Here is a 13,972-nt window from a genome sequence, read left to right on the forward strand (position 1 = left end):
GGGCGGGTTTCCCCGCCCCAAAGAACATCCACACCCACTAACAGATACCCGAGAAGCTACTTTCTGTTCTCTTACACAAACTTCTTGACGCTACCCTCATTCGACACTATTTCGCTAATTCCGAAGCATTTATGCCCTACTTTCTGCTCATTCGACGCTATTTCGCTAATTCCGAGGCATTTATGCCCCTCTTACTGCTTCTTCCGCATAATTCAGCTAATTCTCGGGATTTCTACCGCTATTTCCTTCTCAGACGCCCAATTCAGCCATTTCTGTGGGATTTATCCCGTTCTTTCCACTCCAGACGCCCATTCCCAGCATTTCTGGGGGATTTATACCGTTCTTTCCACTCCAGACGCCCATTCCCAGCATTTCTGCGGGATTTATACCGTTCTTTCCACTCAGACGCCCATTCCCAGCATTTCTGCGGGATTTATACCGTTCTTTCCACTCCAGACGCCCATTCCCAGCATTTCTGCGGGATTTATACCGTTCTTTCCCCGTTGAGGAAGAGCCGAGCGCTGGAGCAAGAGAGTCTCTCTGTCTCTGTCTCTGTCTCTGTCTCTGTCTCTGTCTCTGTCTCTGTCTCTGTCTCTGTCTCTGTCTCTGTCTCTGTCTCTGTCTGTCTGTCTCTGTCTCTGTCTGTCTCTGTCTCTGTCTGTCTGTCTCTGTCTGTGTCAGTCTGTCCAGCCATTCTTTCATCCATCCCCCCATCAGTCCCCCCCACTGGGGGAGGATCGAATCATGCGTGGTCGAACTTCCCTCACCCATACAACAAAAAAAGATGTCCGCAGCCAAAGGCTAACTGACATCTTTTTATTAAAGGGATTTAAAAAATGATTTTGAAAATCAGACCAGCTAATACCGCACTGATTGGAATCGTAATAAACCAAGTGACTACAATACGTCCAGCCACTCCCCATTTCACGGCAGAGAACCGTTTGGCGGAGCCAACACCCAGGATCGCGGAAGTGATCGCATGTGTCGAGCTGACTGGCAAATGCAGCAGTGTTGCTGAGAAAATAACGGAAGCCGCGGAAATATCAGCCGCGAAGCCGTTGATCGGCTCGATTTTGAAAATCTTCGTACCCATGGTCTTGATAATCTTCCAGCCACCAATGGAGGTACCGAGTGCCATAGCCGTAGCCGCAGCAATCTTAACCCATAGAGGGATTACATCCATAGACTCTTGGCGTCCTGATGTAACTAGGGCAAAGGTAATGATCCCCATCGCCTTCTGCGCATCATTCGTACCATGAGTAAACGACTGTAATGCTGCCGTCACAACCTGCATGGAACGGAAGCCCTTGTTGACCGTATGTGGACTACGCTTTGCAAAAATCCATTTCAGGACAGTCATAATGATATAACCGATAACAAATGCAATAATTGGCGAGAAGATCAAGCCCTCGACAATTTCCACAAACCCGCCCCAGTTAATATGCGACGATCCTGCACCCACATATACTGCACCAGCCAACGCGCCGATCAGTGCATGAGAGGAAGAGGACGGAATTCCGAGCCACCAGGTAATCAAATTCCAAATAATCGCAGCAATCAGCGTGGCTATGATGATATCCAGACCATTTTCCAGCAACGTGGGGTCTGTGATGCTTCCGCCAATTTTCTTGGCTACACCTGTAAACATCAAAGCTCCGACAAAGTTCATCACTGCCGCCATAATAATTGCAGTTCGCGGTTTTAAAGCACGTGTAGAGACAGAGGTAGCAATTGCGTTGGCTGTATCATGGAATCCATTAATAAAGTCAAACGCAAGCGCGAGAAATATAACAATTCCAAGAATCCATATCGATGTTTCCATATTCTAGTACCCCTTATGAGTTGCGCATGATGATCGATTCCAACATGTTGGCTACATCTTCACATTTATCTGTAGTGGTCTCGAGTCGCTCATATAATTCCTTGCGCTTAATCAGCTCAATCGGGTCCTTAACGGTTTCAAATAGAGCTTTGGTACAAATACGAAGGACTTCGTCCCCTTGATTCTCAAGGTCATTCAAACGGATCGTATATTCACGAATGGCAAGCAGCTTCTTCTGTGAGAGCAAATGAACCGCTTTTTGGATTTCATAAGCACACTGACGAAGGATTTCGGCGAATTGTACAATGTATTCATCCGGGTCAAGAAGGTTGTACATATAGAAACGTGAGGCAGATGCCTCCAAGCCATCAATGACATCATCCATGCTTGTAATCAAGTCCATAATGTCGTCACGCTCAAGTGGCGTAATGAACGTCTTGTTCAATTCCTTAATTACGGTGTGCGTGTAAGTATCACATTGGGATTCGTACTTCTTCATCTCTGCAGCGAAACTATCGACATTATTCTGGAGATCAGTGATATTCTGAGCAAAATAATCTGCAGCTTGGACAATGGTATCCGCCATATTTTCCAGCGTCTCAAAGAATATGTCCTTTTTTCTCAACTTCATTGTTTTAAACCCCTTTACATAATATTACCGTGAGTACAGAGTCACCCATATGTAAAAAGCATGAAAATGAATGACAACCCTTGTTATCTTAACATATCCGTAGAAGGTATAGAAGCTATAGAAATGAACTTTTTTACACTCTATTAACACTTACCCATAATTCCGAACACAAATCTGTATATCACTGGATATTCCGGCTTTCTTAGGTTGCACTATCTACCCCACCGTATACCACATGACTGCTAAATGAAGGTGCATTAGGGACGACCAAAATATGGGTGATTCCTGGATACATCAGCTCTTCTTTACCATCCTTCACAAACCGGATCACATCACCTGGCTCACGCGACCATCTGCCCTTCGTGACCTGCCCCCGCTGAAAAAGCAGTGCTTCTCCGCCAAGCTCCACGTCCACCTGAAGTCTCCCAACATCATCAAGTACCTTATGATCGGATCCCATCACCAGCACATTTGCAGCTTCTACCGGCTTATTGTTATTCAGATCCATATGCGGTTTGCCATTCACGTAACGCTGATAGGTCTGGAGCTGAGTATCGTATTTATAGTCAATTTTATAGCTTTTAAGTAAGAAGTTTACACTAAACTCAGCGGCCTGTTCTCCGCCTGGCGGTATGTAGTCTGGATTGTTAAAAAGATACCCTGGCACCTTCACACTTTTCTCATAACCCAGCTTCTCGGCACCTTCCCGCAGCTTCGCTGCATTGCTGTAGAGATTATGAGGGGCTTTACGTGTTTTGTCCCGCCAGAAATAGGCTCCGGCACGACCAATCTCGTCCATGTCTGCTTTTTTCTCTTTTTGCAAAATGGCATACGCCGCGGGGCTCCCCCCGGCATGCACGGTCACACCACCGTAGCTCTCACCTATATCTAGCAGATAAGGGCGAATACTGCGGATCGGTCCGATTTTGACCACTCCAGTATGACTTTGAAAAATACCAATCAGCCGCGTAATGCCACCTTCAGCAAGGACCTCATATAAAATATCCGCTTCACTCACCCCCGACTGTGGCCGGGCAGCTGGAGCATTATTAATCATAACGGCCAAGGGACGTGGGAGACTGTCTTCAGAAACCGGAAGACCTGTTAAACCGGAAATCAGTTCAGCAGATGGATCTGGAGTTGCCGATGGTTGAATCGTTTCAATAGGAGCGGGATCAGAGGTAGGCTGCTGAGTCGGGGTAATTACATTATTTGCACTCTCTGTTCCGCAAGCGGAGAGCAATAGGGTACTCAGTACAATGGCAGATAACAGACGGGAAGAAGAGCAATTTACTTTCATAAGCTTGTAGTTCCTCCTAAAACGTTTTATGTATCTTAATTGGTTTCTTCCATTTAATCACAGCCCGTCCCATTTGTCTTGATCCGCTTGCATTAAAAAAGGGCACAGCCGATCTCCGGCTGCACCCTGCGTGTATCTTATCCATTTAGTCTAGCTTCCAGCAATTGAGGCTTAATGTCCCATATTGATACGCTTGAAATATACGCTCTGCCTTCCTGCTACCGTCCGCTGTTCCCATCGCATAAAAGAGAGGTGCGAAATGCTCTCTACCGTAAGATGGGACCGCATCTCGAACATGCGGAGCTTTTTTCTCATAAGCAAACAGTGAAGGTAAATCCCAAGATTCTAATCCCTTGGCAATCCACGCATCGAATTCAAGCGCCCACTCTTCAGGCTGATCACTTTCATTAAGCATCCGTAAATTGTGAACAAGTCCACCGCTTCCTATCAGCAGTATGCCTTCATCACGCAGAGGAGCTAACATCCGGCCGATATTGTACTGTTCCTTGGGAGAACGCAGTGAATCGACGGATAAAGCGACTACCGGAATATCGGCTTTCGGAAACATTTTTTTCAGTATTACCCAGACTCCGTGATCGAGTCCTCGCCCCTGAACGGGCTGATGTGAAAGATTGTTACCCTTAAAGAGCTCGGAAATCCGCTTGGTTAGAGCAGGATCACCTGGGGCTGGATAGGTCAGCGTATACATTTCTTCAGGGAATCCGTAGAAGTCATGTTGAGTCTCGTGCTTCTCATCCATGGTGAGTAGCTGTTCTGGGCTATCCCAGTGCGCTGAGAATACTACTATACCCCGTGGTGCTTCTAGTTCTTGACCAAGCCGCTCCAGAAAACGGGTATACTCGTTATCCTCCAGTGCGAGGAGCGGAGAACCGTGCGCGATAAAAAATGACGGTAATTTCATAGGATGCCAACCTCCATAACCCAGTATATGGTGTGCATCTTTATTTTACCGCTAATTTCAAGTTATTGCGAGTAAAGTCCATCACCTATATCATCCAATTTTGCCATTCTGTCTGCACATGCTCCTGCTCGTTCATCCACTCTCTTGTCCGCTTAAGCAGTTGCTGCTGTGCCGGACCAGACGAAAAGGTATGATCACCTTGAAAAATGATCTCTTTATCGCATCGTCCCTCTGGACGCGTCCAGAATAATTTCTGATAAAGGAATGCATAATCCACGGGGATGACATCGTCAGACGTACCATGAATGACGAGCACATCACCGCTGAATTTACTAGCCTCTTGGAAAGGCTGGAAGGCCGCCAAAGAATTAAAATATACCGGTGTGAATGAGTAGCCCACGTAATCCGCTGATCCATTCTTCACCGATCGATCATATGCCTCCCGCCCTACAATCTTCACAATATCATTGAAGGGGTAACCTACGGAGGCCCACAGCACGAGATTCTTCACACGGCGATCACGAATACTTGTCAGAAGCGCAACCGCCCCACCCAAACTGTGGCCAATAAGCGTCACACGCTGTGGATCCACATCGGCAGAGCTAATTCCGTAATCGAGCACCGCTCTAGTCTGAGCAATCATCGACTCCATATCCTCCCCGCCGTAATTACCGCTGCTCTCTCCGCAGCCCGCATAATCAAATCGAATGACCATATACCCGTCTTGCGCCAGCTCACGCGCTGCTTTGACAAAGATCCGATCGACTCCAATCCGGTTACCCACAAATCCATGGCAGATTACAGCTAATGGCAATCTGTCCTTGCAACGTGTGGAAGTTCCCTTCTCTTTACTCGGATAATGGATGCTCGCTGTCAATTCTTCGCCGTTATGCCGGATTACAATATTCCGCTCCATTGCCGTAACCTCCTATATTTAATCATTATTTTAATTTATTAGAATTCCGATTAACTTAGTGTGAATTATATTCTTATTATAAAGAATTCGTTCATATTGTCAACAGTAACGGGACAGATCCTAGTAATTTGCAAGAGCAAATTCGGCGTATAAAGCGGAACGTCAAACAGCCAGTCTCCACAATAATGGAGACTGGCTGTTTTTTTTCAATCACAAGATGAGCTTCCAGGGTCGTCAATCAATCATAGCTGTTGTTAAACATCTCATGGGTTTCTTGACTGCCTTCCCAATCCTTACTCAGGCCCTCTGCTGCAGGTTCTTCCGTGGAATTCCACATGCTGAATCCATCGGATCCGCCCCAATCCCCCATTGAATGATTGGGCGTAGGCTCAGAACCGTTGCCCATGACTGTTCCCTGTTCCTTCTTGTTCTCATGTTCCATAAAGCTCCCAACCTTTCCCAAAGCTATATTGATCAAGCAACAACATTATCAGTGTTCACTCTTATAAAAGGATTATGCATAGGAAAATAGAAATGCTTGTCCTTGCGCAGACCTATCAGGCAAACGTATACTCTAGGTTAAAGACTATACCGATTAACACTACTGGAGGTTTACATCCCTATTATGAAAGTGAAAGATATGATTAAGGAAAATAACGCCCTGCGCGAGCAGATGACGCCTTTCAATCGATCCTATTTTGAAGATATGATCCTAACGATGCGGGCCAGTAGGGTAGAAGCTCTCCGCGCTGAAGAACTTTTACTGGATGCAGCCAAGCTGCTTCTGAAAGAACAAAAAAAAGGTAAAAACGCTAAACAGGTGTTTGGCGAGAATCCGGATGATTATTTTAAAGAGATCATAGACAGCGTTCCCACACGCCCAGCGCGCAGCAAATGGAACTATTACTTGATGATTCCCTGCGCGGCTCTAACCTGTTTGTTCGGGATCTTAGCTATAGGTGGACTCTTCTTGCAATGGACTAACGGTTCACCCGGGATGTTCGGACAGATTAGCCTCTTCACACTCTTCGCTGTGGGGGCAGGTTCCATTATCTTAATCGAACTTATTATGAAATGGTTAACCACCTTGTCTGAGGGGGATGCACCTAAAGCCCAACCCTTTGATATCAAGGGCCTTGGCGTCTATATCGGAATCGCCGTAGTTGCCGTATTCATTGGCTTGTACCTCGACCGGTTATTTCCGGTCATCACCTTATCCCCGTGGGTAAGCTTAATTGTTTCCCTGATCGGGGCCATTGGACTAAAATTTATATTTTTCAAAAAATAGTAGTCATGCTCCACCCGTACTTCATCCGATAGACAGGGGGATCTTTCATGAATAAGAAGCAATATATTCTCTATTCTGTTCTAGCAGTAACATTGGGATTAGGCGCTGTACCTATAGGAACGATTCAAGCTGAAGGCGCTGCCAGCCCTCCTGTGGGAGGCGCTAAAGCAAATCCTATGACAGCAAGCAATAATCATGCGGAGGCTATCTATAAAGCTGCATTGCCGCTGTTATCTTCCTCTAATAAGTTACCCGAAGCTATTAAATATTTGAACGCCAATATGTATGCGGTAGGTTCGTATCGTGCCACGATAATGACACTGAAGCTTGAGAATTTGCACAAGGCAGCGCTTCCGGCGTGGGAGAGCAAATTCAGTACCAGCAATGTCCAGCGGAAGCTCACCGCCATCTATAAGGCTGGCGCTAGCATGAAGACCCTTGCTGATGCCACAGAAGACCTCACTCTGCGCACACTGCTAAAGAGTGCCAGCGAAAATGGATATAAACTGGAGACCGCGGAAGGCACTTTTTTCCCGGTGATCGATTATGAGGCTTACCGCAAATATAAGCTTTATGTCACTGACGATATCAGCGCGTATCTATCCATTATGGCTACGGAATCTGATCTGCCCTCCTCCAAGGATAACGGGCTGGTCATTGGTTGGACCGATGTAGCTGCACGAGCACTGTCTCAAGAGCAATTTATTCAAAATCATCCGAAATCGAACCGAATTTCAGCTGTGAAATCCTTATATTCTATCTATGTTAACAATACGTTTTACGGCCAGAATAACACGCCCCTTTTCCATTATGACAATCTTGAAATGGACTTGGAGGCGCAGAAAGCCTACTCTAGCATTCTCACCAAGAATAAAGACAACAGCCCATTCCTGCAGAAACTAGATGGCTTCATGAAATTGATGAAAGACAAAGATTATAAATTAACAGATGAAGTCGAACAATACCGTAAGACTGAATTACCTCTCTAGTATGATATACAAAAGGCCCGTCCCCATTCATTCCGGGACGGGCCTTTCTATGTTCATTAACGAAATGATTAAAGTGATGAAAGAAATTAAATAAGGATGTTAAAGAGATTGGAATCCTTATTGATTTCTACATAATCTACACCCTTCTGCTGCATCCGTTCGATAAGTGGTTCATAAGCCTCAATGGACAATAGCTCTATGCCTACAAGCGCGGGACCATTCTCTTTATCATGCTTCTTGATGTACTCGAAACGGGTAATATCATCCTCTGGACCGAGGATTTCGTCCAAGAACTCACGCAGGGCACCTGCCCGTTGTGGAAAGTTCACCATGAAGTAGTGCTTTAAGCCTTCGTAAATCAGTGACCGCTCTTTGATCTCCTGCATACGGTCAATATCGTTGTTACCACCACTGATGATACATACGACCGTCTTCCCGCTGATTTGATCACGGTATTGATCAAGTGCTGCGATAGGTAAGGAACCTGCCGGCTCAACCACTATAGCATTCTCGTTATACAGCTCCAGAATGGTGGTACAAGCCTTGCCTTCAGGCACCATCACGATGTCATCCAGATGCCGGGAACAAATATCATAAGTCAGTCCGCCAACGCGCTTTACAGCCGCTCCGTCCACGAACTTGTTAATTTCTTTTAGCGTTACCACTTCTCCAAGTTTGATCGCTTCAGTCATTGAAGCAGCACCAAGCGGTTCCACACCAATCAACTTAGTGGATGGACTCACCGTCTTCACATAAGTGGCTATTCCTGCTGCCAGACCGCCCCCACCAATCGTTACGAACATGAAATCTGCAGGATGGTCCAGATTCTCCATTACTTCCATAGCTATCGTTCCATTGCCTGCAATAATTCTCGGCTCATCAAACGGGTGGATCAACGTCATACTATGGTCTATACAAGCTTGCAGCGCTTCATCATAAGCATCATCGAAGGTATCGCCCTTCAGGATGACTTCAACGAACTCACCGCCGAATTTCCGAACTTGTTTGATCTTCTGGTTAGGTGTCGTGGTTGGCATATAGATCTTGCCCTTAATTCCAAGCGCCTTACAGGAATAGGCTACACCTTGCGCATGATTTCCTGCACTCGCACAGACAATGCCTTTGGCTCTATCTTCTGCTGACAAACTACGAATCATATTATAAGCTCCGCGAATTTTGAAGGAGCGCACAATTTGCAAATCCTCACGCTTCAAATACACATCGCAATCATACTTGGCCGATAGTACGGCGTCACGCTGTAGTGGAGTCCGGATGATGACCTCCCGCAGTACGTGATGAGCCCGTACGATATCTTCCATTCCTACGATTCGGTCTTCCTCTTCTCTCATAACCCTCTCGCCTCACTATCATCTATTCATTCTACTTCTTGTAAACATACTCTCCCAAAGACATTTTTTCAAGCATTGTCCGCTGTACACAATACAATTATTAATTCAAATCTTATACTTTTTTATATTAAAAAGAGACTACAGGAATCTCCTATAGTCTCTTTAGTTCATGTACGTCCAAGATCTGAATTCTACTAATCCTGTTGCTTCAGCATCCACTTCAATAGATCAGGTAGGCTTGTCCACAAACGTGAGTGTACAATCACATATTCGATAGCTTCATTAGCGTCGCCCATCCCCACAAAATCCGGAAGATTATGCGGCAATCTTTTGAGCCCTAACAAATAATCAGGCACATGCTTGTTCACATTCCGCGCTACGCGGTACAACATTTTCAGTTGGGACGTAATCCCATTCTTTTTATATTCTAAGACCATACGGTCGTAAGCTACTGTCGCCGCTGCATCATTACCAAACTTCTCCAGAACATTTTCTGTCTTCTTGAGCTTATTGGTGTAGAGATACGCAGCCGTAAGAAGGTAACGCGCACCAGTGTTATCTTCAGGATTCAATTCAAGAATATGCTCAAGTACTTTTTGTGCTTCTTCAGCATTTCCGCTAAACCAGCAGGAGTCAGCGTAGCTTTTACAGATTCGAATGTATGGACGCGTCTCGTGGAGGCCCCAGAAATGTCCTTTATTCTCTGCAAAAAAAGCTTCTCCCAGCTCACGCGCACCCGCTTCCATCCCTGCTTTCAGGAAAGCACGAGCATCTGCTTCATTCTCTGCTTCCTCAGCCAAAATGAGATAAGCATCCGGACTGTCCGGATAAACCTCTAATGCGGCTTCAGCTAACTGTATCCGGCGGTTGGATGAATTGGTTTGCATAGCCTTTTGTAATAGTGCTTGCTCCTGATCCTTCGGACTGCCTGAGATGTTCAGCAAAAGTAATTCTTCTTCCGCACCACCCATGCCGTATTCCTCAATGTAATTGAGCATCTCTTTAACTTTTCTAGAGATGGTAGGCGTAGTAACCTCATGTTTGGTAGCAAGATCCGCTTGTGTTAGGGAGAAGCCATATTCTTCAGACAAAATAAATTCGATCGCCGCGCAGAAAGAGCCCATTTTCTTCACAGCAGGCTTAGTCTTACGGGAATAACCATTCCACAGAACTAAAGCTTCCCAAATAAGCTCTCTATCATAGCTTTCTCTCATGCTCTCAATAAGGTGCAGCGCCAGTTGTTCATGTGCCGGATGCTCCCAATTCAGATCACGTGTTACTTTTTTTCTAAGCGTAGCAAGAGTAAGCTTCACTTCAGGTTGTGCAACGGGTTCCTGTTTCTCAGCCACAGTCTCGCTAGCTGCTGCTTCTTCCTTGTTTACAAGCTGCATGATGGACTCTACGGCAGAAGTTTCTTTACCAAGACAGCATTTCTTATATTTTTTCCCGCTTCCGCAAGGACACAAGTCATTTCTTCCAATCTTACTCAAAACGAATTCCTCCTTAAATCTGTGAGTAGCCATTCGCCATAAGCGTAATCGCTAGTATGCACTATAAGTATCATCATTTCCAGGCACGAGGCATCCTTTATAAGGTTACTGCACAAAGTCTGAAGGACTCCGATTTAAAAGGGCCTTCCCATGATCGGAAAGGCCCTTATCTGTATATATCCGCACATTTTCCCCCGTACGTGTAGTATTATAGCACTTCTTCTATCACTTGTCAGTCCTTTTTTAGGACTTAAAGCGCAAAAAAATGCTAGATACAGTTCTTTATCCTTATACCAATGCCTTCATAGCGATATCGGTACGATTTTGTTTCCCGGAAAAAGTGATTCCTTCTGCCCTAGCGTAAGCTACAGCACGAGCTTCAGCAATCGTAGCACCTAGGCCTACCACGCCTAGTACCCGACCACCATTCGTCACCCAGCTTCCGTCTTCACCACGCGCCGTACCAGCATGGAAGATTAGCCCTCCTTGGCTGTCTTCAAGACCTTCAATGGGTACACCCTTTGGATAAGGACCTGGATATCCTCCCGAAGCGAGAACTACGCATACAGCTGCATCGTCGCTCCATTCAATGTCGATATCTGTAAGTCTGCCCTCTGTGACTGCCAGAAAGATTTCTAGCAAGTCACTCTTGAGTCTAGGCAACACGACCTGTGTCTCAGGATCACCGAAACGGGCATTAAATTCAATCGTCTTCGGTTTCCCCTCTGGAGAAATCATCAGTCCCGCAAACAGTACACCGCTGAAAGGACGACCTTCGTCCACCATGGCTTTTGCTGTCGGCTTAATGATAGTCTCAATCGCTTCTTGGATAATGGCCTCATCAATATGTGGTAAAGGCGAATAGGTACCCATTCCACCGGTATTAGGACCTTTATCTCCATCAAATACCGGCTTATGATCCTGAGCAGCAGCCATAGGACGTACCGTTTCTCCATCTACAAATGCCAAAATCGACATTTCCTGTCCAGCTAGAAATTCCTCAATAACAACCTGAGCGCCTGCTTCACCGAATACCTTAGTGACCATAATATCAGCGAGCGCTAGCTCAGCTTCTTCCCGAGAATAAGCTACTGTCACGCCTTTGCCTGCTGCCAGCCCATCTGCCTTGATTACGATCGGAAGCGGCTGTTCCCGCAAATAAGCTAACGCAGCTTCATAGTCGTCGAATTTCTCATAGGCTGCTGTCGGAATATTATATTTATGCAGAAGATCCTTCATAAAGGTTTTGCTGCCTTCGATCTCCGCTGCATTCTTGCGTGGGCCAAACACAGGAATATCCTGTGCTTCAAAAGCGTCCACAATCCCAGCAGCGAGCGGATCATCTGGCCCGATGACAACAAGACCTACTTCCTTCTCTTTCGCAAAAGCCGTCAGACGATCGAACTCAAAGACTCCGATCGGCACACATTCGGCTAACTGCGCAATCCCGGCGTTGCCGGGTGCGCAATAGATTTTACCTGCTTTGGGGCTTTGGGATAAACTCCAGATTATCGCATGTTCCCGGCCGCCACCGCCAACCACTAAAATATCCATTAGAATATGATCCTCCCAGTGCTCTAGTGTTTGAAATGACGGACGCCTGTGAAGACCATAGCAATACCATACGCATTAGCGACCTTAATCGATTCTTCGTCTTTAATGGAGCCGCCAGGCTGAATCACAGCAGTGATTCCTGCCTTTGCTGCCATTTCAAGCGTATCGCCCATGGGGAAGAAAGCGTCGGAAGCGAGTACGGCTCCCTTAGATTTTTCACCAGCTTGTTCGATGGCAATTTTAGCTGCACCTACACGGTTCATTTGTCCTGCACCTACGCCAACAGTCATATCATCAGCAGCCAGTACAATCGCATTAGACTTCACATGCTTAACTACTTTCCATCCGAACAACAACTGCTTCAATTCTTCTTCGGTTGGTTTACGGTCCGTAACAACTTGTAGATCATCCGGGTTCACAGAGTGCACATCGCTCTCCTGTACAACCATTCCTCCATCGATGGAGGTAACTACGAAGCTGCTCTTACGCGCACTAGCCGTACTAAGATTACCGATTTTAAGCAAACGGAGATTCTTTTTCTTCGTAAGGATTTCCAGTGCTTCTTCCGTAAAGCCTGGTGCCAACACGATTTCGAGGAAAATATCTTTCAGCAGATTTGCTGTGTCTGCATCAATAATGCGGTTTGCTGCTACAATCCCACCAAAGATAGAAGTTGGATCCGCGTTGTAAGCTTTTTGATAAGCTTCGTATACACTTTCACCCGCACCTACACCACAAGGGTTCATATGTTTAACCGCTACGACAGCAGGCTCTTCAAATTCTTTCACAATTTGCAGTGCTGCGTTTGCATCATTGATATTGTTGTAAGACAACTCTTTGCCGTGCAATTGCTCAGCCGCAGTGAGTGTATCCAGTGCCGCCAATGGCTTGCGATAGAAAGCCGCTTTTTGATGCGGGTTCTCACCATAACGCAGATCCTGAATCTTCTCATAAGTCACGGTGTAGCGCTCTGGTAGAGGCTCGCCAGTAACGTTAGCCAAATAATCGGAAATTAAGGCATCGTAAGCCGCCGTATGACGGAACACTTTTGCCGCAAGACGTTTGCGTGTTTCTAGCGTTGTATCTCCACCTGCGCGAACTTCTTCAAGCACTGTAGCGTAGTCATTAGCATCCACCACTACACTCACAAAAGCATGGTTCTTCGCCGCAGAACGCAGCATTGTAGGTCCGCCGATATCGATATTCTCGATGGCTTCCTCGTAGGATACGTCAGGTTTTGCGATCGTTTCCGCGAACGGATACAGATTCACAACAACCAGATCGATGTAATCCAGACCCAGCTCTTTCATTTGACGCGTGTGCTCCTCATTATCACGAACCGCAAGCAATCCGCTGTGTACAGCAGGGTGCAAGGTTTTGACACGTCCGTCCATGATTTCCGGGAATCCTGTCACATCGGAAATCCCGATGACTGGAACACCTTCTTTAGCCAAAAGCGTGCTTGTTCCACCTGTAGAGATAATTTCTACGCCTAATGCAGACAACTCGCGGCAAAAATCCACGATACCTTGTTTATCCGATACGCTGACTAGCGCTCTTTTGATACTCACTTTGAATAGTCCCCCTTCAGGTTGTACAAACTTATACTTTCTTATATTTTGAAGAAAACCCACAACGCGACACAGAACGCCGCTTATGCAATATTTCCCGAGAAATACCCTGAAACAGCTCGGTCTGTCACCAAATGTCG

At 46.1% G+C, this 13,972-nt stretch carries 13 protein-coding genes; 2 read left to right on the forward strand and 11 right to left on the reverse strand.

The annotated features are described in order from the left end of the window. Positions 1-249: 249 nt before the first annotated feature. From M2444_RS32960 to M2444_RS32990, 7 genes are all read right to left on the reverse strand, one after another. Positions 250-714, reverse strand: a complete 465-nt coding sequence (locus M2444_RS32960; protein ID WP_280789079.1) for a hypothetical protein — start codon at positions 712-714, stop codon at positions 250-252. Positions 715-829: 115 nt separating this feature from the next. Next, on the reverse strand, positions 830-1,822 hold the full coding sequence (locus tag M2444_RS32965) for an inorganic phosphate transporter (protein ID WP_094874368.1): 993 nt from the start codon (positions 1,820-1,822) through the stop codon (positions 830-832). A 13-nt stretch (positions 1,823-1,835) separates the two neighbouring features. Then, on the reverse strand, positions 1,836-2,453 hold the full coding sequence (locus tag M2444_RS32970; protein ID WP_042184774.1) for a DUF47 domain-containing protein: 618 nt from the start codon (positions 2,451-2,453) through the stop codon (positions 1,836-1,838). 202 nt (positions 2,454-2,655) lie between these two features. After that, positions 2,656-3,753, reverse strand: coding sequence for a DUF3048 domain-containing protein (locus tag M2444_RS32975; protein WP_280789080.1), 1,098 nt, complete (start codon positions 3,751-3,753; stop codon positions 2,656-2,658). A gap of 145 nt (positions 3,754-3,898) precedes the next feature. Next, positions 3,899-4,675, reverse strand: coding sequence for a DODA-type extradiol aromatic ring-opening family dioxygenase (locus tag M2444_RS32980; RefSeq protein ID WP_094874366.1), 777 nt, complete (start codon positions 4,673-4,675; stop codon positions 3,899-3,901). Positions 4,676-4,760: 85 nt separating this feature from the next. Continuing rightward, a complete protein-coding gene (locus tag M2444_RS32985; protein ID WP_042124053.1) occupies positions 4,761-5,591 on the reverse strand; it encodes an alpha/beta hydrolase family protein in 831 nt (276 codons plus the stop codon). Positions 5,592-5,829: 238 nt separating this feature from the next. Continuing rightward, the gene (locus M2444_RS32990; RefSeq protein ID WP_094874365.1) at positions 5,830-6,033 is read right to left on the reverse strand and encodes a hypothetical protein; all 204 of its coding nucleotides are present in this window, start codon (positions 6,031-6,033) and stop codon (positions 5,830-5,832) included. Positions 6,034-6,216: 183 nt separating this feature from the next. On the opposite strand from M2444_RS32990, the gene M2444_RS32995 reads away from it, so the two are divergent. Both M2444_RS32995 and M2444_RS33000 read left to right on the forward strand, forming a co-directional pair. Beyond that, positions 6,217-6,879, forward strand: a complete 663-nt coding sequence (locus tag M2444_RS32995; protein ID WP_280789081.1) for a DUF1129 family protein — start codon at positions 6,217-6,219, stop codon at positions 6,877-6,879. A 47-nt stretch (positions 6,880-6,926) separates the two neighbouring features. Continuing rightward, complete coding sequence (locus M2444_RS33000) at positions 6,927-7,868, forward strand: hypothetical protein (RefSeq protein ID WP_280789082.1); 942 nt, start codon at positions 6,927-6,929, stop codon at positions 7,866-7,868. Positions 7,869-7,954: 86 nt separating this feature from the next. Here M2444_RS33000 and ilvA read toward each other — a convergent pair whose 3' ends face one another. From ilvA to purH, 4 genes are all read right to left on the reverse strand, one after another. Beyond that, positions 7,955-9,217, reverse strand: coding sequence for a threonine ammonia-lyase IlvA (ilvA, locus tag M2444_RS33005; RefSeq protein ID WP_280789083.1), 1,263 nt, complete (start codon positions 9,215-9,217; stop codon positions 7,955-7,957). A gap of 194 nt (positions 9,218-9,411) precedes the next feature. Next, positions 9,412-10,707: an SEC-C metal-binding domain-containing protein gene (locus M2444_RS33010; RefSeq protein WP_094874361.1), complete on the reverse strand. Its 1,296-nt coding sequence runs from the start codon at positions 10,705-10,707 to the stop codon at positions 9,412-9,414. A 288-nt stretch (positions 10,708-10,995) separates the two neighbouring features. After that, positions 10,996-12,261, reverse strand: a complete 1,266-nt coding sequence (gene purD / locus M2444_RS33015) for a phosphoribosylamine--glycine ligase (RefSeq protein ID WP_094874360.1) — start codon at positions 12,259-12,261, stop codon at positions 10,996-10,998. 23 nt (positions 12,262-12,284) lie between these two features. Continuing rightward, a complete protein-coding gene (purH, locus tag M2444_RS33020) occupies positions 12,285-13,832 on the reverse strand; it encodes a bifunctional phosphoribosylaminoimidazolecarboxamide formyltransferase/IMP cyclohydrolase (protein WP_094874359.1) in 1,548 nt (515 codons plus the stop codon). Between the last annotated feature and the right edge of the window lie 140 nt (positions 13,833-13,972).

Source organism: Paenibacillus sp. PastF-3 (assembly GCF_029893135.1).
GTDB lineage: Bacteria > Bacillota > Bacilli > Paenibacillales > Paenibacillaceae > Paenibacillus_AQ > Paenibacillus_AQ nitricinens.

What these genes read in the sequence shown, in the direction of transcription:
- M2444_RS32960 (WP_280789079.1), bottom strand. Translation starts at nt 714, where the DNA reads ATGGGGGGATGGATGAAAGAATGGCTGGACAGACTGACACAGACAGAG.
- M2444_RS32965 (WP_094874368.1), bottom strand. Translation starts at nt 1,822, where the DNA reads ATGGAAACATCGATATGGATTCTTGGAATTGTTATATTTCTCGCGCTT.
- M2444_RS32970 (WP_042184774.1), bottom strand. Translation starts at nt 2,453, where the DNA reads ATGAAGTTGAGAAAAAAGGACATATTCTTTGAGACGCTGGAAAATATG.
- M2444_RS32975 (WP_280789080.1), bottom strand. Translation starts at nt 3,753, where the DNA reads ATGAAAGTAAATTGCTCTTCTTCCCGTCTGTTATCTGCCATTGTACTG.
- M2444_RS32980 (WP_094874366.1), bottom strand. Translation starts at nt 4,675, where the DNA reads ATGAAATTACCGTCATTTTTTATCGCGCACGGTTCTCCGCTCCTCGCA.
- M2444_RS32985 (WP_042124053.1), bottom strand. Translation starts at nt 5,591, where the DNA reads ATGGAGCGGAATATTGTAATCCGGCATAACGGCGAAGAATTGACAGCG.
- M2444_RS32990 (WP_094874365.1), bottom strand. Translation starts at nt 6,033, where the DNA reads ATGGAACATGAGAACAAGAAGGAACAGGGAACAGTCATGGGCAACGGT.
- M2444_RS32995 (WP_280789081.1), top strand. Translation starts at nt 6,217, where the DNA reads ATGAAAGTGAAAGATATGATTAAGGAAAATAACGCCCTGCGCGAGCAG.
- M2444_RS33000 (WP_280789082.1), top strand. Translation starts at nt 6,927, where the DNA reads ATGAATAAGAAGCAATATATTCTCTATTCTGTTCTAGCAGTAACATTG.
- ilvA (WP_280789083.1), bottom strand. Translation starts at nt 9,217, where the DNA reads ATGAGAGAAGAGGAAGACCGAATCGTAGGAATGGAAGATATCGTACGG.
- purD (WP_094874360.1), bottom strand. Translation starts at nt 12,261, where the DNA reads ATGGATATTTTAGTGGTTGGCGGTGGCGGCCGGGAACATGCGATAATC.